General features: G+C 70.1%; 19 protein-coding genes and 1 pseudogene. 15 read left to right on the top strand and 5 right to left on the bottom strand.

Annotated elements, in window-relative coordinates; genetic code table 11:
• Nucleotides 1-4 precede the first annotated feature (4 nt).
• Genes ABMY26_RS28970 through ABMY26_RS28950 form a run of 5 tightly spaced genes read left to right on the top strand, consistent with a single transcriptional unit; the run spans nt 5 to nt 4,454 of the window.
• Nucleotides 5-787, top strand: coding sequence for an SDR family NAD(P)-dependent oxidoreductase (locus ABMY26_RS28970; protein WP_372399634.1), 783 nt, complete (start codon nt 5-7; stop codon nt 785-787).
• Between the two features lie 34 nt (nt 788-821).
• The gene (locus tag ABMY26_RS28965) at nt 822-2,012 is read left to right on the top strand and encodes a 3-hydroxybenzoate 6-monooxygenase (RefSeq protein WP_372399633.1); all 1,191 of its coding nucleotides are present in this window, start codon (nt 822-824) and stop codon (nt 2,010-2,012) included.
• A gap of 16 nt (nt 2,013-2,028) precedes the next feature.
• The gene (gene gtdA / locus ABMY26_RS28960) at nt 2,029-3,087 is read left to right on the top strand and encodes a gentisate 1,2-dioxygenase (RefSeq protein WP_372399632.1); all 1,059 of its coding nucleotides are present in this window, start codon (nt 2,029-2,031) and stop codon (nt 3,085-3,087) included.
• A gap of 11 nt (nt 3,088-3,098) precedes the next feature.
• Nucleotides 3,099-3,737 (top strand): maleylacetoacetate isomerase, encoded by a 639-nt coding sequence (gene maiA / locus ABMY26_RS28955; protein ID WP_372399739.1) that lies wholly within the window; start codon nt 3,099-3,101, stop codon nt 3,735-3,737.
• Between the two features lie 27 nt (nt 3,738-3,764).
• Entirely contained in the window at nt 3,765-4,454 is a 690-nt protein-coding gene (locus ABMY26_RS28950; protein WP_372399631.1) for a fumarylacetoacetate hydrolase family protein, read from the top strand.
• A 19-nt stretch (nt 4,455-4,473) separates the two neighbouring features.
• Here the strand turns inward: ABMY26_RS28950 and ABMY26_RS28945 are convergent, their stop codons facing one another.
• Entirely contained in the window at nt 4,474-5,430 is a 957-nt protein-coding gene (locus ABMY26_RS28945) for a LysR family transcriptional regulator (protein WP_372399630.1), read from the bottom strand.
• A 185-nt stretch (nt 5,431-5,615) separates the two neighbouring features.
• Between ABMY26_RS28945 and ABMY26_RS28940 the strand changes: the two genes are divergently transcribed.
• The 9 genes from ABMY26_RS28940 to argE all read left to right on the top strand — a co-directional run bounded on the left by ABMY26_RS28940 (nt 5,616) and on the right by argE (nt 17,017).
• Nucleotides 5,616-7,046: an MmgE/PrpD family protein gene (locus ABMY26_RS28940; RefSeq protein WP_372399629.1), complete on the top strand. Its 1,431-nt coding sequence runs from the start codon at nt 5,616-5,618 to the stop codon at nt 7,044-7,046.
• Nucleotides 7,047-7,314: 268 nt separating this feature from the next.
• Nucleotides 7,315-8,817 carry an ABC transporter substrate-binding protein gene (locus tag ABMY26_RS28935; RefSeq protein ID WP_372399628.1) on the top strand — a complete coding sequence of 501 codons (1,503 nt, stop codon included), beginning with the start codon at nt 7,315-7,317 and terminating at the stop codon, nt 8,815-8,817.
• A 65-nt stretch (nt 8,818-8,882) separates the two neighbouring features.
• Nucleotides 8,883-9,839 (top strand): ABC transporter permease, encoded by a 957-nt coding sequence (locus ABMY26_RS28930; protein ID WP_372399627.1) that lies wholly within the window; start codon nt 8,883-8,885, stop codon nt 9,837-9,839.
• Nucleotide 9,840: 1 nt separating this feature from the next.
• A complete protein-coding gene (locus ABMY26_RS28925) occupies nt 9,841-10,713 on the top strand; it encodes an ABC transporter permease (RefSeq protein WP_082109180.1) in 873 nt (290 codons plus the stop codon).
• Between the two features lies 1 nt (nt 10,714).
• On the top strand, nt 10,715-12,859 hold the full coding sequence (locus tag ABMY26_RS28920; RefSeq protein ID WP_372399625.1) for a dipeptide ABC transporter ATP-binding protein: 2,145 nt from the start codon (nt 10,715-10,717) through the stop codon (nt 12,857-12,859).
• Between the two features lie 105 nt (nt 12,860-12,964).
• Nucleotides 12,965-13,387 carry a RidA family protein gene (locus ABMY26_RS28915; protein WP_372399624.1) on the top strand — a complete coding sequence of 141 codons (423 nt, stop codon included), beginning with the start codon at nt 12,965-12,967 and terminating at the stop codon, nt 13,385-13,387.
• A gap of 49 nt (nt 13,388-13,436) precedes the next feature.
• Entirely contained in the window at nt 13,437-14,396 is a 960-nt protein-coding gene (locus tag ABMY26_RS28910; RefSeq protein WP_045584209.1) for an agmatinase, read from the top strand.
• 33 nt (nt 14,397-14,429) lie between these two features.
• Complete coding sequence (locus ABMY26_RS28905) at nt 14,430-15,827, top strand: formimidoylglutamate deiminase (protein ID WP_372399623.1); 1,398 nt, start codon at nt 14,430-14,432, stop codon at nt 15,825-15,827.
• 32 nt (nt 15,828-15,859) lie between these two features.
• Complete coding sequence (gene argE / locus ABMY26_RS28900) at nt 15,860-17,017, top strand: acetylornithine deacetylase (protein ID WP_372399622.1); 1,158 nt, start codon at nt 15,860-15,862, stop codon at nt 17,015-17,017.
• A gap of 15 nt (nt 17,018-17,032) precedes the next feature.
• Here the strand turns inward: argE and ABMY26_RS28895 are convergent, their stop codons facing one another.
• Nucleotides 17,033-18,565, bottom strand: coding sequence for an AMP-binding protein (locus ABMY26_RS28895; protein WP_372399621.1), 1,533 nt, complete (start codon nt 18,563-18,565; stop codon nt 17,033-17,035).
• A 100-nt stretch (nt 18,566-18,665) separates the two neighbouring features.
• Nucleotides 18,666-18,929: an AraC family ligand binding domain-containing protein gene (locus tag ABMY26_RS28890; protein ID WP_372399747.1), complete on the bottom strand. Its 264-nt coding sequence runs from the start codon at nt 18,927-18,929 to the stop codon at nt 18,666-18,668.
• Between the two features lie 6 nt (nt 18,930-18,935).
• Here ABMY26_RS28890 and ABMY26_RS28885 point away from each other — a divergent pair.
• Nucleotides 18,936-19,279: pseudogene (locus ABMY26_RS28885) on the top strand (transposase); the annotation flags it as partial.
• Nucleotides 19,280-19,341: 62 nt separating this feature from the next.
• On the opposite strand, the gene glmS reads toward ABMY26_RS28885, so the two are convergent.
• Together glmS and glmU are read right to left on the bottom strand one after the other, a co-directional pair.
• The gene (gene glmS / locus ABMY26_RS28880; RefSeq protein WP_372399620.1) at nt 19,342-21,168 is read right to left on the bottom strand and encodes a glutamine--fructose-6-phosphate transaminase (isomerizing); all 1,827 of its coding nucleotides are present in this window, start codon (nt 21,166-21,168) and stop codon (nt 19,342-19,344) included.
• A gap of 51 nt (nt 21,169-21,219) precedes the next feature.
• On the bottom strand, nt 21,220-22,572 hold the full coding sequence (gene glmU, locus ABMY26_RS28875; protein ID WP_372399619.1) for a bifunctional UDP-N-acetylglucosamine diphosphorylase/glucosamine-1-phosphate N-acetyltransferase GlmU: 1,353 nt from the start codon (nt 22,570-22,572) through the stop codon (nt 21,220-21,222).
• Between the last annotated feature and the right edge of the window lie 130 nt (nt 22,573-22,702).

The following is a 22,702-nucleotide window of genomic DNA, read 5'->3' as shown; positions in this document are numbered from 1 at the left end:
GCGCATGTCCGCTCAGGCATTTCTGGAAAGCCGCTTCGGGCTGGGCGGCTCCGTCTTCCTCGTCACCGGCGGGGCCGGCGGCATCGGCTTCGCCGCCGCCCGCGCCGCGGCCCAGGCCGGTGCCGTCGCCGTCATCAACGACCTCGACACCGAGCGCACCGAACGGGCCGCCGCGACCTTGCGCGACGAGGGGCTGGAGGCGACCGCCGCCCCCTTCAGCGTCACCGATCCGGACGCGGTGCGGGCCGGCATCGCCCGGATCCTCGACCGCCATGGCCGCATCGACAGCCTGTTCAGCAACGCCGGCAACCAGAACCGCAAAGCCTTCCTGGACTACCGGCCCGACGAATGGGCGTCTCTGTGGAAGACCCATGTCGACGGCGCCTTCAACCTCTGCCAGGCGGTGCTGCCGTCGATGGTGGAGCGGCGCGGCGGGCGCATCGTGCTGATGTCGTCGATCTCGGCCTTCGGGTCGCGTGGCACCATCAGCGCCTATGCCACCGCCAAGGGCGGGCTGGCCGCGATGACACGGGCGCTGGCGGTGGAATACGGGCCGCTCGGCATCGCCTGCAACGCCATCGCCCCCGGCTACGTCGCCACCGGCTTCACCACGGCGATGCAGGGGAACGAGGCCTTCCAGCGCTACATCGAAAGCGACGTGCCGGCGCGGCGCTGGGGGACGCCGGACGACATCGCCGGGGTGGCGGTCTTCCTGGCGGGACCGGCCAGCGGCTTCATCAACGGACAGGTCATCCCGGTGGACGGCGGGCTGCTCGCCACGCTGTGAGAGACCAGACGAGACTACGCAGAGGAACAACCACATGCCTGACCGTCCCATCCTGATCGCCGGAGGCGGCATCGGCGGTTTGGCCGCCGCGCTGGGGCTGGCCCGCAAGGGCTTCCGCTCGGTCGTGCTCGAACAGGCCCCCCAGCTGGGGGAGATCGGCGCCGGCATCCAGATCGGCCCGAACGCCTTCCATGCCTTCGACTGGCTCGGCGTCGGCGACGCCGCGCGGGCCAAGGCCGTCTACATCGACCATCTGGTGCTGATGGACGCGATGCGCGACGAACGGATCGCCGCCATCCCGCTCGACGAGCCGTTCCGCCGCCGCTTCAAGAATCCCTACGCCGTCGTCCACCGCGCCGACCTGCACATGGTGCTGCTCGACGCCTGCCGGGCCAGCGACCTGATCGAGCTGCGCACCAGCGCGTCGGTCGAGCGCTACGAGCAGGACGGCGCGTCGGTCACCGTCACGCTCGGCACCGGCGAGCGGCTGGCCGGCTCGGCGCTGGTCGGCGCCGACGGGCTGCACTCCAAGGTGCGGGCACAGGTGGTGGGCGACGCGCAGCCGCGCGTGTCCGGCCACACCACCTTCCGCTCGGTCATCCCAACCGAACAGATGCCGGAGGATCTGCGCTGGAACGCGGCGACGCTGTGGGCCGGGCCGAAATGCCACATCGTCCATTACCCGCTGAAGGGCGGCAAGGTCTTCAACCTCGTCGTCACCTGCCACAACGACGCCGCGGAGGCGGTGGCCGGCGTGCCGGTGACCCGGGAGGAGGTCCACAAGGGCTTCGAGCACATCGCCGACCGGCCGAAGCGGATCATCGAGCGCGGCGAGAACTGGAAGCTGTGGGTGCTGTGCGACCGCGACCCGACGCCCAACTGGGTGGACGGCCGCGTCGTGCTGCTGGGCGACGCCGCGCACCCGATGCTGCAATATCTGGCGCAGGGCGCCTGCATGGCGCTGGAGGACGCGGTCAACCTCTCCCACCACATGGCCGAGACGGGCGGCGATCTCGATGCCGCCTTCCCCGCCTACAACCGCGACCGCTTCGCCCGCACCGGCCGGGTCCAGCTGAATTCCCGGCTGATGGGCGACTATGTCTACCACCCGGCGGGCGGTCCGGCGGCGCTGCGCAACGCGGTCCTCGGCAACTCGACCCGGGAGCAGCATTACGACCGCGTGGCGTGGCTCTACGGCGTGACCGGTCTCGGCGCCGCAATCTGACAGAAAGGATCGTCCCATGTCCATTTCCGGACCGCCCGCCGAGACGGCCGAACGGCAGGCCTATTACGACAAGATCAGCAAACGCAACCTGAACCCGCTGTGGTCGGTGATGAGCGCCATCATCACCCGCGAGCCGCGCAGCGCCTGCGTGCCGCATCTGTGGGCCTTCGCCGAGATGAAGGAGCTGCTGCTGGAGGCGGGCTCCCTCATCACCGCCAAGGAGGCCGAGCGCCGGGTGCTGATGCTGGAGAATCCCGGCATGCCGGGCCAGAACCGCATCACCACCTCGCTCTATGCCGGGCTTCAATTGGTGTTGCCCGGCGAGGTCGCGCCGGCCCACCGCCACAGCCAGTCGGCGGTCCGCTTCGTGCTGGACGGGGCCGGCGCCCACACCTCGGTGGATGGCGAGCGCACCATCATGGAGGTCGGCGACTTCGTCATCACCCCGCCGCGCGCCTGGCACGACCACGGCAACCACAGCGACCGGCCGATGATCTGGCTCGACGGGCTCGACATCCCGACCGTCTCCTTCTACGACGCCTCCTTCGCCGAATCCCATCCGGACGACGAGCAGCCGGTGACCCGGCCGGTCGGCCATTCGCTGGCGCGGTTCGGCGCCAACATGCTGCCGGTCGATTACGAGGCGGCGCAGCCCTCCTCCCCCATCTTCAACTATCCCTATGCCCGCACCCGCGCGGCGCTGGAGGCGATGCGCCGCCAGCAGGAGTGGGACCCGTGCCACGGGCTGAAGATGCGCTTCGTCAACCCGGTGGACGGCGGCTCGCCGATGCCGACCATGTCGGCCTTCATGCAGCTGCTGCCGAAAAATTTCGCCACCAGCGCCTACCGCAGCACCGACGCCACCATCTTCGCGGTGGTCGAGGGGCACGGCACCACGACGATCGACGGCCAGCCCTTCGCCTGGGGGCCGAAGGACGTGTTCGTAGCGCCGAGCTGGAAATGGGTGACGCACCATGCCGGCGAGGATGCGGTGATCTTCAGCTACTCCGACCGCATCGCCCAGCAGAAGCTCGGCCTGTGGCGCGAAGACCGCGGCAACCGCGTGAAGGAGTGAGGCGGATGCCGATGGAGGTCTACGGCTATTTCCGCTCGTCCGCGGCCTACCGGCTGCGGATCGCGCTGGCCATGAAGGGGCTGACGGCGGACCGGCATTTCATCCACCTGCGCCGGAAGGAACAGATCTCGCCCGGCTATCTCGCGGTCAATCCGATGGGGCTGGTGCCGGCGCTGGTGGAGGACGGGCGGACGCTGACCCAGTCGCTCGCCATCATCGAGTATCTGGACGAGACGCACCCCACGCCGCCGCTGCTGCCGCGCGACCCGTTCGAGCGTGCCTGGGTGCGGTCGGTGGCGCTGGCGGTGGCCTGCGACATCCACCCGGTCAACAACCTGCGCATCCTGAACCACCTGCGCGACGGTCTCGGCCAGGACGAGGATGCCCGCAACGGCTGGTACGCCCATTGGGTGGCGGAAGGCTTCCGCGGGCTGGAGGCGATGCTGGCGGCAGCCCCGTGGCCCGGCGCCTTCTGCTTCGGCGACGAGCCGACGCTGGCCGACATCTGCCTCGTCCCGCAGGTCTTCAACGCCGAGCGGATGAACTGCCCGCTCGACGGCTATCCGACGATCCGCCGCATCGCGGAGGCGGCGCGCGCCCTGCCGGCCTTCCAGGCCGCCGAGCCGGGCCGCCAGCCCGATGCCGAGTGATCCCACCTCATCGAAGGAAGAACCGACGTGACCAGCTACGTCTTCGATCCGGCCCCCCGTCCCGCCGCCCCGGTCCGCGGCACCGACGCCCGGTTTCCGATCAACCGCATCTTCTGCGTCGGCCGCAACTACGAGGCCCATGCCCGCGAGATGGGCGTGCAGGTCGACCGCGAGGCGCCCTTCTACTTCACCAAGTCGCCCGGCACCTATGTGCCGTCGGGCGCCACCGTCGCCTATCCGCCAGCGACCGGGAACTATCATTACGAGATGGAGCTGGTGGTCGCCATCGGGAAGCCGGCCTTCCGCATCGCCCGGGAGGATGCCCTTGATGCCGTGTACGGCTATGCCTGCGGCCTCGACATGACCCGGCGCGACCTGCAGCTCGCCGCCCGCGCCAAGCAGCGGCCCTGGGACATCGGCAAGGATTTCGAGGAGTCGGCCGTGCTGTCGGAGATCGTCCCGGTCGCCGATTGCGGCCACCCGGCCGCCGGACCGCTGGAATTGCGGGTGAATGGCGAAACCCGGCAGTCGAGCGACCTCAGCCTGCTAATCTGGTCGGTGCCGGAACTGATCGCCCATCTCTCCACCCTCTACCATTTGCAGCCGGGCGACCTGATCTATACCGGGACGCCGGAAGGCGTCGGCCCGGTCGGGCCGGGCGACCGGATCGAAGGCTCGATCGCCGGTCTCGGCGGCATCGCCCTGACCGTCGGGTGAGGCCGGTGCATGGCCCCGGTCAGCGGCCGATCAGCGGCTTCAGCCAGGGCGAATTGGCGAAAACGTCGGTGAAGTAGCCCTGCTGGATCACCGCCCGCCCGGCCTTGTGGATGCCGGCGGGCAGCGATCCCAGCTCGCCCTTGCGGGTCACCACATGGATGGAGCGGCGGAATCCGGAGGTCGGCAGCGGCATCACCCGCATGTGGCTCAGATGCTGCCGGCTCTTCACCAGGGCGGTCGGCGGCAGCAGGCTCCATCCCATCTCCTCCGCCACCATTGCCATCACGGTGTCGGTGGCGTCGAAGGCGAAGCTGCGCGGCACCTCCATGCCCAGCCGGCGCAGATGCTGGTCGACCAGCCGGCCGAGCGCGCTGTCGGTCGTGCTGCGGATCAGCGGCAACGTGCGCGACAGGGCGCGCAGCGCCGCCTCGTCGGCGATCTCGGGACAGCTGCGCGGCAGCAGCAGCACGAAGGGCTCGATCAGCAGGCGCACGCTGTCGACCTGATCCATGTCGTCGAAGCTGTCGTTGGTGAACAGCACGTCGAGGCGGCGGGCGAGGAACTGCTCGCGCAGTTGCCCGCACAGGCCGGACGCGATGCTGAAGGACGGCACATTGTCGCGCAGCCGCTGCAGCAGCCGCGGGATGAAGGGCGCCGCCAGCGTGTCGATGCAGCCGATCCGCAGTTCCGGCATGAAGGGCGCGTCGGCCCCGCCGATGGCCGCCGGCAATTGCCGCGCGTCGGTCAGGATGCGGTTGCTCCAATGCCAGAGCCGCTGGCCGGCGGCGGTCAGCGCCATCGGCCGGATGCTGCGGTCGAGCAGCTGGGTGGAGAAGGCGGTTTCCAGTTGACGGACGACATGCGATACCGCCGACTGGGTCAACCCGAGCCGGCCGGCGGCGCGGGTCATGCTGCCCAGCTCGGCCACGGCGACGAACACTTCCAGGGATCCCAGGTCGAAGTCTCGGTGATGCATGGCGCTCCGATAGGTGGGCTGGCGGCGGCTGGCCGGTCGGAATGGCGGACTGCATACTATCTTATGCGCGCCGCCTTTATGAATGATGGTCATGCCGACCATGAAATAATTTTGTTCCTCTGAGCGTGCGGCATTTTCCACGGCAGCCTCGCAGGCAGTCTGCAAATCCTGCCGGAGCGCCCGCGATGACCCTGATTCCCGACGATGCCCCCCTCCCCGCCGCCGCCCGGCGGATCGGCGATTGGCTGGCGGGCTTGCGGCGAAGCGACATTCCGGAGCCGGTCGCCGCGGTCGCGCTGGACTGCATCGTCGATACGCTGGGCGTGGCGCTGGCTGGAGCCGGTACGGAGCCTGCCCGGCTGGCCGCGGACGAGGCGTGTGAAATTTACGCTGCCGGCCCCTCGCGGCTGCTGGCCGGCGGGCGGCTGTGCGCCGAGGGCGCCGCCTTCGCCAATGTCGCCGCCGCCCATGCGCTGGACTTCGACGACAACAGCTATGCCGGCTTCGTCCACGGCTCCGCCATCGTGGTTCCGGTGGCGCTGGCAACGGTCGAGATGGCAGGCGGCACCGGAAGCGACCTGCTCACCGCCGTGGTGGCCGGGGCGGAGGCGCAATATGCGCTGGCGGAGGCGGTCGGCAACGGGGTCTATCATGCCGGCTGGTGGACCACGGCACTGTTCGGAACCGTCGGCGCGGCGGCGGCCGGCGCCAGGGCGTTCGGGCTGGACGGGCGGACGGCGGCCGACGCCGTCGCCTTCGCGCTGTGCGGGACCGGCGGGATGCGCGCCTGCTTCGGCACCGGGGCCAAGCCGCTGCTCGCGGCACAGGCGGCGGCGAACGGGGTGCGCGCCGCCCGGCTGGCCGCAAGGGGACTGGCGGTGCCGCATGGGGTGGTGGAGGATCCGCGCGGCTTCGCCCGGCTGGTGGCAGCCGGCCGCTTCGATCCGGCGGCGCTGGACGGGCTCGGCCGGCGCTGGCGCCTGCTCGATCCCGGCATCGACACCAAGCTCTATCCGGTCTGCCTGTCGGCCCATGCCGCCATCGACGCGGTGCGCGACCTGATGGTGGAGCGGGGCCTTGCTGCCGGCGACATCCGCGCCGTCCACTGCCGCGTTCCCCCGGTGGTGGCCGCCAACCTGACCTACGACCGCCCGGCGACGCCGGGGGAGGCCCGCTTCAGCCTGCCCTTCGCCGTCGCCTGCGCGATGCTGTACGGCACCCTGGGGCTGGAGCATCTCGACGACGTGACGCTCGCCGACCCGGCCTTGCGCGAGGCGATGGAGCGGGTTTCCATGACCGCCGATCCCGGCTGGACCGCCGATGCCGACCGTGCCCGCCTCGCGCCGGAAGGGGCGGAGATCCACGTCGAGACGGTAAGGGGGGAGCGCATCGACCGCTTCTGCGCCTCGGCCCGCGGCACGGTGGCCCGCCCGCTGTCGGCGGCGGAACATGCGGCAAAGTTCCTGACCTGCGCCGGCCGCGCGGTCGGTCCGGAGGGGGCGGAGCGTCTCCACCGGAGCTTGCGGCGGCTGGAGACGGTGTCCGGCCTCCCGGGCCTGCTCGACCCGAGCCTAACCATGGCCGTGGCTCATGATGTCGATGAATATCGGTCATGATGGGCAGCCGGCGGGCCGGCAGCGGCCCGCTTTTTCAGCAAGCGGGGCTGTCGAACCATTCGGGAAAAACATAGGAAAACCAGCGATTTCAGCGGCGGTGCACTGCACAAAATATGTTCGCATCCGCGATATGCATGAAATTTAGGCGAAGCGCCGTCCCGTTGGCCGTCCTGCCGCCACTCTTTCCACAGGCCGCGGCCATGTGCGACCGTTTCGGACAAGCGGAAACCAAGGTCCGCCGCAAGGACCGGCAAACAGAGAGGCTTTCATGATGATGCGACGTTTGGTGGCGCGGGCCGTGCTCTCGGCGATCCTCCTGTCCGGGACGGCGATGTCGGTCCAGGCCGCGGGCACGCTCAAGGTGTCGGTGGATTCCAACCTGAACACGCTGGATCCCGCCAAGATGAAGGGCGGCCAGGAGTATGTCGCCGCCTACCTGATCTTCAACGGGCTGACGATCATCAGCCATGACATGACGGTGAAGCCCGACCTGGCCGAACGCTGGGAGCGCAGCGACGACCTGAAGACCTGGACCTTCCACCTGCGCAAGGGCGTGAAGTTCCACAACGGCCGCGAACTGGAGGCCGAGGACGTCGTCGCCACCATCGCCCGCATCCAGGACAAGGCGACCGGCTCCACCGCACGCGTCAATTTCGAGATCGTGGAGTCGATGAAGGCGCTGGACCCGCTGACCGTCCAGTTCCAGCTGAAGAGCCCCTATGCCGGCTTCGCCGAGCTGTTCGGCGAGCGTCAGGCGCGCATCGTGCCGCGCGACGCCGTCGACACGCTGGCCTCCAAGCCGGTCGGCACCGGCCCGTTCGAGTTCGTGTCCTTCGCCCCCGGCGACCGCATCGTCCTGAAGCGCAACCCGGCTTATTTCGAGCCGGGCCTGCCGAAGCTGGACGAGGTGATCGTGCGCATCCTGCCGGAATCGGCGGCCCAGGTGGCGGCGCTGACCACCGGCGAGCTTGATCTGGTGTGGAATCTGCCGCTGGAGGCCATCGACAAGGTCAAGGCCGACCCCAAGCTGAAGGTCGATTCCGTCCCGACATCGACCTGGGACGGCGTCATCATGAACAACGCGGTGAAGCCGTTCGACGACCCGCGCGTGCGCAAGGCCGTGGCGATGGCGCTCGACAAGCAGGCGATCACCCAGATCGCGCTGTTCGGCAACGGCACCCCGACCCACTCGCCGATCCCGCCGAGCCACCCCTACTACAACAAGGATCTGAAGATCGCCAAGGGCGACCCGGCCGGCGCGAAGAAGCTGCTGGCCGAGGCGGGCTATCCCAACGGCTTCGAGGTCACGCTGCACACCCCGGCCGGCCGCGCCACCCGCGAACGGCTCGGCCTTGCAGTGCGCGAGCTGCTGAAGCCGGCCGGCATCACCGTCAACGTCCAGCGCGTGCCCTTCGACGTCTTCCTGAAGGACATCGAGGGCAAGGCCGGCTTCTACATCGACGGCTTCTTCAGCCGCCCGACCATCGATACCTCGGTCTATCCCTGGTACCACTCGCGCGGGTCGTGGAACACCGCGCTGTGGAGCTATTCCAACCCGAAGATGGACACGCTGCTGGACGGCGCCCGCCAGGCAAAGAGCGAGGACGAGGCGAAGTCGCTCTACACCCAGGTCCAGGCGCTGGCGGTGGAGGATTCGCCGGGCGTCATCCCCTACGTCATCAACCACATCAACGGCATGAGCGCCAAGGTCCACGGGTTCCATTCGCACCCGATGATGTTCCTCGACCTGCGCAACGTGTCGGTCGACTGAGGCCAACCGGGGACCGGCCGCGGCGTGCGCGGCCGGTCCCCCCTCTACCCGCCGGGGATGCTGCCATGCTTGCCTACACGCTGACCCGTCTCGTCTATCTGGCGCTGGTCCTGGCCGTCATGTCGGTCCTGGTCTTCCTGGTGACGCAGGCGATGCCGGGCGACGTCGCCTCGATGATCGCCGGGCAGTTCGCCTCCAAGGAGGTGGTCGACGCCATCTCGGTCAAGCTGGGGCTCGACCAGCCGCTGATCGTCCAGTACGGGCGCTGGGCCGCCGGCATCCTGCAGGGCGACCTCGGCCGCTCGCTGGTGCTGGAGCAGCCCATCGCCCCGATCCTGATGGAGGCGCTGGCCCGCTCGCTGGTGCTGGCCGTGGTCGCTCTGGCGGTGGTGGCGGTGGTCGGCATCGCGCTCGGCGTGCTGGCGGCGGTGCAGCGCGGCAAGCTGGCCGACCAGCTGGTTTCCGGCGTCTCCTATCTCGGCATCGCGCTGCCGGACTTCTTCTGGGCCATCCTGCTGGTGCTGGTGTTCGGCAGCTGGCTGAAGCTGCTGCCGACCGGCGGTTACACCCCGATCGCCGAAGGTTTCCTGCCCTGGGCGTCGCATCTGGTGCTGCCGGTGGTCACGCTGGTGCTGATGCTGCTGGCCCGCATCGCCCGGCTGACCCGCTCCAGCATGATCGACGTGCTGCAGACCAACTACGTGAAGTTCGCCCGTGCCAAGGGCATGCCGGAATCGGTGGTGATCCTGCGCCATGCGCTGAAGAACGCGCTTTTGCCGACCATCACCGTGCTGGCCATCGATTTCGGCCTGATCCTGGGCGGCGTGGTGGTGATCGAGACGATCTTCTCCTATCCCGGCATGGGCCGGCTGCTGCTGTTCGCCATCCAGCGCCACGACCTGCCGCTGATCCAGGCGACCATCCTGATCGTGTCCGCCGCCTACTGCCTCGCCAACCTGACCGCCGACCTGCTCTACGCCTTCGTGAACCCGAAGATCCGCCACGGCATGAGGGCCTCCTGAGATGACCGACGCGACTCCCGTCCAATCGGCGCCGCCCCGCGGCCTCCTGGCACGCCTGCCGGACCTGCCGGTCTCGCTCGTCGTCGGCATCCTGCTGCTGGCCCCGCTGGTGGTGGCCGCCGTCGCCGGATCCTGGCTCGCCCCCTACCCCTACGACGAAATGAACATCATGAGCCGGCTGCAGCCGCCGGGGGCCGATTTCTGGTTCGGCACCGACGAGTTCGGCCGCGACGTGTTCAGCCGCACCCTGGTCGGCACCGGCAGCTCGCTGGTGATGGGCGTCGCCGCCACGGCGCTGAGCCTGCTGGCCGGCGTGCCGCTGGGGCTGGTCGCCGGCTACAAGGGCGGGCGCGTCGGCGAGGCGATCATGCGCGCCATGGATGTGCTGATGTCCTTCCCGCCGATCCTGCTGGGCATCCTGGTGCTGGCCGTCACCCCGCCGGCGCAGTGGAAGGCCATCGCCGCCATCGGCATCGTCTATGTGCCGCAGGTGGTCCGCCTGACCCGCGCCATCACGCTGGAGCTGATGCAGGAGGAATTCATCACCGCCGCCCGACTGCGGGGCGAGAGCGCCGCCTACATCCTGTTCCATGAGATCCTGCCGAACATCTGGCCGCCGCTGGCGGTCGAGGCCAGCCTGCGCGTGGTCTTCGCCATCCTGCTCGGCGCGGCGCTCAGCTTCATCGGCATGGGGGCACAGCCGCCCTCGTCCGACTGGGGCCTGATGATCAGCGAGGCGCGGCCCTTCGTGGAACAGGCGCCGTGGATCGCGCTGTGCCCCGGCTTCGCGCTCGCCACCGCGGTGATCGGCATCAACCTGCTGGGCGACGGGCTGCGCGCCCTGCTCGACCCCCGCAACACGGGAGCGCACTGAGATGATGACCGCTCCGCAAGCGCGCCCGGCGCTTTCCCCGGCGATCCCCCCGGTCACCCTGCCCGAACCGGCGCCGCTGCTGGACGTGCGCGGCCTGACCATCAGCTACGGCAATGCCCGCGGCACGCTGCGCGCCGCCAGCGACGTCAGCTTCGCCATCCGCCCCGGCGAGGTGATGGGGCTGGTCGGCGAATCCGGATCGGGCAAGAGCACCATCGCCATGGCGATCCTCGACCTGCTGGGCGGCGGCGGCCGGGTGGAGTCCGGGGAGATCCTGTTCGACGGCACCGACCTGCGCAAGCTGCCGCCGTCCGGGCGGCGGGCGCTGCGCGGCGACCGCATCGCCGCCGTGTTCCAGGATCCCTTCACCTCGCTGAACCCGGCGCTGACCGTTGGCCGCCAGATCGCCGAACCGCTGATCCAGCACAAGGGGTTCTCCCCCCGGCAGGCCGCCGTCCGGGTCGAGGAGCTGCTGGCCGAGGTCGGCATCCGCGATCCCCGCCGCGTCGCCGCCGCCTACCCGCACGAGCTGTCGGGCGGCATGCAGCAGCGGGCGCTGATCGCCACCGCGCTGGGCTGCGAGCCGAAGCTGCTGATCCTCGACGAGCCGACCACCGCGCTGGACGTGACGGTCGAGGCCCGCATCATCGAGCTGCTGGCCAAGCTGTGCGACAGCCACAAGCTGAGCGCGCTGTTCGTCTCGCACAATCTCGGCATCGTCAACCGCATCTGCGAAACCGTCACCGTCCTCTATGGCGGGGTGGTGGTGGAGACGGGGCGGACCGGCCGCGTGCTGTCCCGCCCGGCCCATCCCTATGCCAAGGGGCTGGTCGCCGCCCTGCCGCGCATCACCGCCGACCGCCGCCACCGGCTGCCCTCCATCCCCGGCACCGTCGCCAAGCTGACCGGGGCGCCCGCCGCCTGCGTCTTCGCCCCGCGCTGCCCCTTCGCCGAGGAGACCTGCCGCAGCCAGCCGCAGGCGATGCTGGCGAATGGCGACGGCAGCGAGGATGGGGTGCGCTGCTGGAAGGCCGGCGCCCTGGCCGGCACGCCCTGGCCGGACGAGGAGGCCGGGGCATCCCGCCGGCCCAGGGCAAAGCCGGCGGCGACGCACTCCGCCCCGCTGGTCGAGGTCGACCATCTGCGCAAGATCTACGGCGCCAGCCGCTCCATCCTGCCCTGGCTGCGCCGGGCCGGCACGGTGGCGGTGGACGACGTGTCCTTCACCATCGGCCGCGGCGAGGTCGTCGGCGTGGTCGGCGAGAGCGGCAGCGGCAAGAGCACCATCGGCCGCGCCCTGCTGGCGCTGACCGAACCCACGGCCGGAGCCGTGCTGTTCGACGGCGCCGACCTCACGGAGCAGGTGAAAAGCGGCAACCAGGATCTGCGCCGCCGTGCCCAGCTGGTCTTCCAGAACTCCGCCGCCTCGCTGAACCCGCGCAAGACCGTGGGGGCGGCGATGGACCGGCCGCTGGTGCTGGCCGGCCGCGACGACGCGGAGGAGCGGCGGAAGACCGTCGCCGGACTGCTGACCCGCGTCGGGCTGCCGGCGGCCTATGCCGACCGCTACCCGCACGAGCTGAGCGGCGGCGAGCGCCAGCGCGTCAACATCGCCCGCGCGCTCGCCACCGATCCCGACTTCGTCGTCTGCGACGAGGCGGTGTCGGCGCTCGACGTGTCGGTGCAGGCCAACATCCTGAACCTGCTGGCCGAGCTGCGCGACGAGATGGGGCTGTCCTATCTCTTCATCACCCACGACATCGCCGTGGTGTCGCACATCGCCGACCGCGTGCTGGTCGTCTATGGCGGCACCATCTGCGAGGAGGGCCCGATCGGCCGCGTGCTCCGCCCGCCCTACCACCCCTATACCGAGGCACTGCTGTCCGCCGTGCCGCGGCTGGCCGGGGACGGGCCGGAGGCGCCGCGCATCCTGCTGGAGGACGCCGTCGCCGCCCCCGGCGGGCGGGGATGCGCCTTCGCCGCCCGCTGCCCGCGCAAGCTGGGGGCGGTCTGCGACGAGCAGGCCCCGCCGGTCCATGAGACGGCCGACGGCCACCGCATCGCCTGCCACATCCCGCTGGCGACGCTGGCCGAACGCGCCGCGGTCTTTCCGGAGCTTGCCGGCGCGGACGCCACGCCCGGCTGACCGGTCCTTTCCGAACGCCTTGCCTGACGGCGCTCCCGAATGGAGGCGCCGGACGCCTTTCCCTTGCCTTTCGATCCAACCGCCAACCAAGCCAGGGCATCCGCCATGACCGTCCACACCCGCATCCGCCAGTTCAACACCAAGAAGACCTATCCCGAGCAGACGCTGGACAACGACCTGTGCCAGACCGTCGTCGCCCGCGGCACCATGGTCTTCGTGCGCGGCCAGATCGGCCAGAATCTCGACACCAGCGAAAGCGTCGCCATTGGCGATGCCGCCGGCCAGACCGAGCAGGCGATGGCCAACATCAAGATGCTGCTGGAAGAAGCCGGCTCGCAGCTGGAGCACATCTGCAAGATCACCGTCTACATCACCGACCCGCGCTATCGCGAGCCGGTCTACCGCACCATCGGCAAGTGGCTGAAGGGCGTCCATCCGGTGTCGACCGGCCTCGTGATCAGCGCGCTCGCCCGCCCGGAATGGGTGGTCGAGGTCGATGCGATCGCGGTCATCCCGGACGCCACCTGAAGCGGCCTTCGCCACCCGCCCCGCCAACCGACAAGAAGAACCGGCCACCATGAGCAACAGCCTGACCAACGCGCCGCGCCGCGAGCTGCAGAGCTTCCTCGACTTCCCCATCTGCACCGACCTCGACCAGCTCGACGGCCATATCGGCATCCTGGGCATTCCCTACGGCGATCCCTATTCGATCGACGAGGTGACCAACGACCAGACCAACGCCCCGACCTGGGTGCGCCGCTACACCGAGCGGGCGCTGCGCAAGCTGGAGCGCTGGGACTTCGACATCGGCGGCCCGCTGCTGGGCGGCAAGGACATCAAGGTGGTGGATTGCGGCGACGTGAAGGCCGATCCCCGCGACCTCGACCTGCATTACCGCAACGCCGAGGCGGTGGTGCGCCGGATGCTGGCCAAGGGCATGCTGCCCATCGTCATCGGCGGCGACCACGGCATCCCGATCCCGGTGCTGCGCGCCTATGACGACCAGGGGCCGATCACGCTGGTCCACATCGACGCCCATCTGGATTGGCGCGACGACGTGAACGGCGCCCGCAACGGCTATTCCAGCCCGATCCGCCGGGCGGCGGAGATGGACCATATCGGCCAGATCTTCCAGATCGGCCTGCGGTCGGCCGGCAGCGCCCGGCCGGAAGAGGTGGAAGCGGCGCTGGCCTACGGCGCGGTGCTGGTTCCCGACGTGGAGCTGCAGGACATCGGCATGAAGGCGGTGCTCGACCGCATTCCCGACGGCGGCCGCTATTACCTGACCATCGACGCCGACGGGATGGACCCGACCATCATGCCGGCGGTCAACGGTCCGGCGCCGGGCGGCGTCACCTACCCGCAGATCCGCACGCTGATCCACGGGCTGGTGGCCAAGGGCCGGGTCGTCGGCATGGACATCGTCGAGATCACGCCGAAGAAGGATCTCAACGGCATCACCGCCATCACCGCCGGCCGCATCATCTGCAACCTGATCGGCAAGACCATCCAGGCCGGCTATTTCGACGCCAAGTGACGAAACGCATCGGGCGATAGGGAGGACGGAGCCATGACCGCCGCGCGCCGGCTCGACCGGCTGTTCTGCGACCGGGCGCTGCTGGCCGGCGGCTGGGCGTCGGGGGTGCTGCTGCGCTTCGACGCCGAGGGGCTGATCGCCTGGATGGAGGTCGGGCTGGACGCGCCGCCCGCCGGCGTCGAGCGCGCCGCCGGGCCGGTCGTCCCCGGCATGCCCAACCTGCACAGCCACGCCTTCCAGCGGGCGATGGCCGGGCTGACCGAGCGGGCCGGGCCGGCGGAGGACAGCTTCTGGACCTGGCGGGAGGTGATGTACGGCTTCGTCCGCCGCATCGATCCCGACGGGCTCCAGGCGGTTGCGGCGATGGCCTATGCCGAGATGCTGGAGCGCGGCTACACCTCGGTGGCGGAGTTCCATTACCTCCACCACGATGCCGGCGGCCGGCCTTATGCCGACCCGGCCGAGATGTCGATGCGCATCCTGGCGGCGGCCGGTGCCACCGGGATCGGGCTGACCCACCTGCCGGTGCTCTATGCCCAGGGCGGCTTCGGCGGGCAGCCGGCCGGCGAGGGGCAGCGGCGCTTCCTCAACGATCCCGACCGGCTGCTGCGGATCGTCGAGGCCTGCCGCGCCATCCCCGGCGGGCATCGCACCGGCCTCGCCCTCCATTCGCTGCGCGCCGTGTCGCCCGACGCGATGGCGGCGGCGCTGGACGGGCTGGCGGCACTCGACCCGGCGGCGCCGGTCCACATCCATGTCGCCGAGCAGACGGCGGAGGTGGATGCCTGCCTCGCCTGGTCGGGGCGGCGGCCGGTGGAGTGGCTGCTCGACCGCGGCTGGCCGGGGCCGTCCTGGTGCCTCGTCCATGCCACCCATGTCACGCCGGACGAGGTGGCGGGACTGGCCGCGTCGGGGGCGGTGGCCGGCCTCTGTCCGACGACGGAGGCCGATCTGGGCGACGGGCTGTTCCCGGCGCGCGACTTCCTGGCGCAAGGCGGGCGGTTCGGCGTCGGGTCGGACAGCCAGGTCGTCATCGACGCCGCGGAGGAGCTGCGGCTGCTTGAGTTCGGGCAACGGCTGGCGGAAAGGCGGCGGAACCTCCTGGCTCGGGAGCCGGGAGCATCGACCGGGGCGGCGCTCTACCGCGCGGCGGTGGCAGGGGGCGGGCAGGCGCTCGGCCTGCCGGAGCCGGCGGGCGGCCTCGCCATGGGCCAGCGCGCCGATCTGGTCGTGCTGGACCCGGACGATCCGCGGCTGTACGGCCGCGCCGACGACACGCTTCTCGACGCCTACGTCTTCACCGGCGCCCGCAATGCCGTGCGCGACGTGGTGGCGGGGGGACGGCTGGTGGTGCGGGACGGCCGGCATGTCGATGCCGACGCGATCCGCGGCGGCTGGCGCCGCGCCGTCGACCGGTTGGGCATTGCCTGAGCGACGCAGCGAACGAGCGAGGAAAAGACGCCATGACGGCGACCATCGATATCCTGGAGCGGCTGATTGCCTTCCGCACCGTCAGCCGCGACAGCAACCTGGAGCTGATCCGCTGGGTGCAGGAGCGGCTGGAGGCGGTCGGCGCCACTACCTGGCTGGTGCCGAGCGAGGACGGGCGCAAGGCCAACCTGTTCGCGACGCTGGGACCGGCGGACCGCCCCGGCGTGCTGCTGTCGGGACACAGCGACGTGGTGCCGGTCGAGGGGCAGGCCTGGACCGGCGATCCCTTCCGGCTGATCCGGCGGGACGGCAAGCTGTTCGGCCGGGGCACCGCCGACATGAAGGGCTTCATCGCCGCGGCGCTCGCCCTGTTCGACCGCGCCGCCGGGCTGACGCTGGCGCAGCCGCTGCATCTGGCCCTGTCCTACGACGAGGAGGTCGGCTGCCTCGGCGTGCGGCGGCTGATCGAGATGATGGCCGCCCTGCCCGTCCGTCCGCGCTTCTGCATCGTCGGCGAGCCGACCGGCATGCAGGTGGTGACCGCCCACAAGGGCAAGACCGCGCTGCGGGCCGACTGCCGCGGCGTCGAATGCCATTCCAGCCTGGCGCCGCAGGGGCTGAACGCGATCCACATGGCGAGCGACCTGCTGACCGGGCTGCGCCGCATCCAGGACCGGCTGCGCGACGAGGGCGCCCAGGACGGCGGCTACGACGTGCCGTGGACCACGGTCCATGCCGGGGTCATCCAGGGCGGCGAGGCGCTGAACATCGTGCCGAACCGCTGCCGGCTCGACTTCGAGATCCGCCACCTGCCGCAGGACCCGGTGGAGCCGCTGCTGGACAGCATCCACGCGGAGGCCGATGCCATCGTCCGGCGCCTGCGCCCCGATTTCCCCGGCGCAGCGCTGACGATCGGCGAATTGTCCAGCTACCCGGCGCTCGACACCGACGGCAACGCCGAGGTGGTGGCCTTCGTCAAGGCGCTGACCGGCGGCAACAGCACCGGCAAGATCTCCTTCGGGACGGAGGGCGGGCTGTTCCAGCGGCGGCTGTCGATGCCGACCGTGGTGTGCGGCCCCGGCAGCATCGGCGAGGCCCACAAGCCCGACGAGTTCATCGCCGAGGAGCAGCTCGCCGCCTGCGACCGCATGCTGGACGCCCTGCTCGCCCGCCTGCTGCACCACGCCTGACGGCAGCGGCGGCGCTCAGGCCCCGGCGGACAGGCGCTCGCGCAGCTCGCGCTTCAGCACCTTGCCGTAATTGTTCTTGGGCAGCGCCTCGACGAACAGGTAGCGCTTGGGCCGCTTGAAGCGGGCGATGCTGGCGTTGCAATGCTCGTCGAGGCTGGCGGCGGCGACGGCGCGTCCCTGGGCGGCGACGATGAAGGCGACGACGATCTCGCCCCATTCCGGGTCGGGCTGGCCGGTGACGCAGACCTCCTCGACATCGGGATGGCGCAGCAGGACCTCCTCCACCTCGCGCGGGTAGATGTTGGTGCCGCCGCTGATGATCACGTCCTTGGAGCGGTCGCGCAGGGTCAGGTAGCCGCGCGCGTCGAAGGACCCCATGTCCCCGGTGAAGAGCCAGCCGTCGCGCAGGGCCTCGGCCGACGCCCTCGCATTGTGCCAATAGCCGGCCATCACGACATCGCCGCGGCAGACGATCTCGCCGACCTCGCCCGGGGGCAGCGGACGGCCGTCGGCATCCACCACCGCCACCTCGACCCCGCTGCGGGCGAAGCCGACCGATCCCAGCACCGCGTCGTCGCCGCCGACATGATCGCGGCGGCGCAGGCAGGTGATGGTCATCGGCGCCTCGCCCTGGCCGTAGATCTGGACGAAGACCGGGCCGAAGACGGCGAGCGAGCGGCGCAGCTCCTCGACATACATCGGCCCGCCGCCATAGACGACGCTGCGCAGGTTGGCCGGGCGGCGGCCGCTGCGCTCCGCCTCCAGCCGCAGCCGCTGCACCATGGTCGGGGCGAGGAAGGCGCCGCAGCCGGGATGACGGTCGCAGAGGTCGAGGAACTCCGCCGGCTCGAAGGCGGAGGAGGCCGGGACCACCTGCCGGGCGCCGCGGGCGACGTAGGCGGCCATGTAGAGGCCGGAACCGTGCGACATCGGCGCGGCATGCAGCAGGCTGCACTCCTCGTCCACCGTCTCGACATCGGCGAGATGGGCGATGGTCATGGCAAGAAGGTTGCGGTGCGACAGCATCGCCCCCTTGGAGCGCCCGGTGGTGCCGCTGGTGTAGAACAGCCAGCCCAGCGCCTCCGGGTCGGGGTCAACCGGCCCGGCCCACTCCTCCCCCGCCGCCAGCGCGGCATGGTCGGCCCCGCCGATGACGATGCGGCGGCAGGAGGCCGCCGGCGATCCGGCCGGCCCCGTCTCCAGCGCCGCGTCCAACCCCGCCGCCAGCTTGGGCGAGACGAAGACGGTCGTCGCCCCGGAATCCTCCAGGATCTGCACCAGTTCGCGGGCGTGCAGCTTGGCGTTCACCGGGGTTGCCGCCATGCCGGCCGCCCAGATGCCGAAGAACAGCTCGACATACTCCGGTACATTCTCGCTGGCGATGGCGATGCGGTCGCCCGGCTTTCCGGCCGCGCGCAGCCCGGCGGCGATGCTCAGGGCCCGTGAGCGCAGCGCGGCGAAGCTGTGGACCTGTTCGGTCCCGCGATACACCGCCCCGCGGCCGGGATAGCGGGCCGCCGCCTGATCGAGGAGGGAGAAGAGGTTCACCGGCACTGTTCCCTTGTTGGACTGCTCCCTGAGGCCGGACGGCTTGCCATCCGTTTTGCCTACAAACATTCTGGCCGCTTCGGGGTGAGGATGTCCAGGTTCAGCACCGGCTCGTCGCTCGCACCTCGCCCCAATGCTCCGCGTCCGGCGGGATGGCCCGCAGGCCGTCCGGGCCGACCAGATGATCCTCGCCATTGACGTGGAAGCGGATGGTGCCGGCCAGGATCAGGACGATCCGCTCGTGCACATGGATCTGCTCATGCACATGGCTGTGCGGGCGCGGCTCGTGGCCGGGCATAAGGCGGTGAAGCGCCAGCGTGGCGCCCTCGCCGGTGAAGATCCTGCGCTCGACTCCCGGCCGCATCGGGGCCAGGGCAGCTGGGAGGGCATCTTCCGTGCCTCGGCCGTTGCGGGTGGCCCACCGGCCCGGGTGACGATCGACTTCCCCGGCGGTCGGTGCCCATCGTTCGGCAGGCGGCGGCAAAGGCTACGACAGTGCCGCTGTCCGCAGAAAGATCGGGGAGGCCGGGGGGGCACCCGACACCCGCCACGGGCCAACAAGCGCTGGGAAAACGGCTTCCCTCCCTCTATCGGAACCGGAACCTCATCGAACGCCTGTTCGGACGCCTCGAGGACTTCCGCCGAATCGCAACCCGGTACGACCGGTCCGCCACAAACTCCATGGCAGCCGTCCACATCGCGGCAACCGTCGCATGCCGGTCAAGGGCCCGGATCCCAGCGTCCGCCGACACAATTTGTTCCCAGGTCCTTTGCGTCTACTCCACCGTAACGCTCTTCGCCAAATTCCGCGGCTGGTCGACATCGGTGCCCTTCAGCACAGCCGTGTGATAGGCCAGCAGCTGCACCGGAATGGCATAGAGCAGTGGGGCGACCAGCGGGTCGCAGGCCGGAAGTTCGACCGACCAGCGCACCTTGTCCTTCAACCTGTCGATCCCCTTCCTGTCGGCCAGCAGCAGCACCTTGCCGGACCGGGCGCAGACCTCCTGCACGTTCGACACCACCTTCTCGAACAGGGCATCGGACGGCACCAGCACGATCACCGGGACATTGTCGTCGATCAGCGCGATGGGGCCGTGCTTCAACTCGCCGGCGGCGTAGCCCTCGGCGTGGATGTAGCTGATCTCCTTCAGCTTCAAGGCCCCTTCCAGCGCCAGCGGGTACATGGCGCCGCGGCCGAGATAGAGCACGTCGCGGGCTTCCGACACCTCCTGCGCCAGCTCCTTCAGCCGCTCGTCATGGGCCAGCACGTCGGCGGCACGGGCCGGAACCTCGCGCAGGGCATGGGCGATCTGCTGCATCCGCTCCTGGTCGATGGCGCCGCGGGCGCGGCCGACGGTGACGGCAAGGCAGGCGAGCGTGGTCAGCTGGGTCGTGAAGGCCTTGGTCGAGGCGACGCCGATCTCCGGACCGGCCATGGTGTAGAGCACCGCATCGGATTCGCGCGCGATGGTGCTTTCCGGGGCATTCACGATCGACAGGATCTTCTGGCCCTGGCGCTTGCAGTAGCGCAGCGCCTCCAGCGTATCCAGCGTCTCGCCCGACTGCGAGATGAACAGCGCGATGCCGCCCGGCGGCAGCGGCGCCTCGCGATAGCGGAACTCCGACGCGATGTCGACCTCGACCGGGATGCGGGCCAGCGTCTCGAACCAGTATTTGGCGACGAAGCCGGCATAATAGGCGGTGCCGCAGGCGACGATGGTCAGCTTGGCGGCGCCGGCCAGATCGAAGGGGAAGTCCGGCAGGGTGAAGGTGCCGGTCTCCGGGTTGATGTAGGCGTTCAGCGTGTCGCCGATGACCTGCGGCTGCTCGTAGATTTCCTTGAGCATGTAGTGGCGGTAGCCGTCCTTGCCGATCAGGGCGCCGGAGACCGCCGTGGTCTTCACCGGCCGCTCGACCACCGCGTCGGTGGCGTCATGGACGATGGCGGCGGTACGGCTGACCTCGACCCAGTCGCCATCCTCCAGATAGCAGATGCGGTTGGTCAGCGGCGCCAGCGCGAAGGCGTCGGAGGCCAGATACATCTCGCCGTCGCCATAGCCGACGGCCAGCGGCGTGCCGTGGCGGGCGCCGATCATCAGCTCATGCTCGCCGGCGAAGATCAGCACCAGGGCGAAGGCGCCGGTGAACCGCTTGAAGGCGGCGGCGGACGCCTGCACCGGCGTCATGCCCTCCCGGTCCAGGTAATAGGTGACGAGATGGACGATCACCTCGGTGTCGGTGGCGCTTTCGAAGACGTAGCCGTGGCCGGTCAGCTCGTCCTTCAGCTCCTGGTAATTCTCGATGATGCCGTTGTGGACGACGGCGACGCGCCTGGTGGCGTGGGGATGGGCGTTGTTCTCGGTCGGGCCGCCATGGGTGGCCCAGCGGGTATGGCCGATGCCGACGGTGCCGGACAGCGGCTGGTCGCGCAGCTTCATGTCGAGGTTCGACAGCTTGCCTTCAGCGCGGCGGCGTTCGATGTGGCCATTCACCAGCGTGGCGATGCCGGCACTGTCATAGCCGCGGTATTCGAGGCGGCGCAGGCCTTCCACCAGCCGGGGGGACGCGTCGTGGATGCCGTTGATGCCGATGATGCCGCACATGGACCTGATGCTCCTGAATAGATGCCGACCGGAGGGAGACCCGAACCGAGCTTAAGCCTTTTTCGCCTTCTCGTTTTGCTTCCGTTCGCGGAAGCGCCTTGCCCAGCCGGCGTACGCCTTCTGGCTGCCGCGGGCGACGACGAGGGCGTCCGCCTCCACCGCCATGGTCACCACGCTGCCGGCCCCGACGATGGCGCCCTCGCCGATGACGACCGGCGCGACCAGCGCGCTGTTCGACCCGATGAAGGCACCGGCCCCGATCTCCGTCCGGCTCTTGGTGAATCCGTCATAGTTGCAGGTGATGGTGCCGGCGCCGATGTTCGCCCTGGCGCCGACACGGGCGTCGCCGATGTAGCTCAGGTGGTTGGCCTTGGCCCCGGCCTCGATCACCGCGTTCTTCACCTCGACGAAATTGCCGATATGGGCGTCGGCGCCGATCTCCGCCCCCGGACGCAGACGGGCGAAGGGGCCGATGACGGCGCCGCTGTCGATCCGCACGCCTTCCAGGTGGCAGTAGGGCTTGATCTCGACCCGGTCGGCCACGGTGACGCCGGCACCGAAGAAGCAGCCGGGACCGACCACCACGTCGCGGCCCAGCCGGGTGTCGGCGCTGAGGAAAATGCTGTCGGGATCGATCAGCGTGGCGCCGTTGTCCATGGCGGCCTTGCGCAGCCGGCGCTGCAGCAGCCGTTCCACCTCGGCCAGCTCGGCACGGGAATTGACGCCCACCACCTCGGCCGGGGCGGCCTCGACCACGGCGCAGGCCATGCCGGCGCGGCGCGCGATCTGCACCACGTCGGTCAGGTAATATTCGGACTTGGCATTGACGTTGCCGACGCTGCCGATCAGCTCGACCATGCGCGCGCCGTCGAACGCCATCAGGCCGGCGTTGCACAGGCCGACCGCGCGCTCCTGCTCGCTGGCGTCGAGATATTCGACGATCTTCTCCAGCCCGCCGCGGGCGTTCAGGATCAGCCGGCCATAGGCGCCGGGATCGTCGGGGCGCATGCCGAGCACGACGACCGCCGGGTCGGCCGCCTGGCGCCGCGCCTGCACCAGCGCGCGCAGCGTGTCGGGCGTGACCAGCGGCGTGTCGCCATACAGCACGATGACGTCGCCGGTGAAGCCCTCCAGCAGGCCGAAGGCGGCGCGGACGGCGTCGGCGGTGCCGCGCTGCTCATGCTGGACCGCGGTGGGATACGGGGCGACGGCCGCCGCCACGCTGTCCATGCCGGGACCGACCACGACGACCACATGATCGGGGTCGAGCGCCTTCACCGCCGCCAGCACATGCCCGACCATCGGCCGGCCGGCCACCCGGTGCAGCACCTTGGGCAGATCGGATTTCATGCGCGTGCCCTTGCCGGCGGCGAGGATCACGCAGGCGAGCGGACGATGAGCCATGTCGATGTTCCTGATCGGACCTGTGTGGAAAGGATGGCGGGCGCCGTTCTTGAACCGGTAAAGGTTAAGACATCACTGCCTCGTCTCTGCGGCGCCTCTTCCCGAATGTGCGCCGCTCCGCCGGCAATTT

Source organism: Azospirillum sp. HJ39, assembly GCF_041507355.1.
Taxonomy (GTDB): Bacteria; Pseudomonadota; Alphaproteobacteria; order Azospirillales; family Azospirillaceae; genus Azospirillum; species Azospirillum thiophilum.
This window is presented reverse-complemented; position numbering and strand designations above follow the sequence as displayed.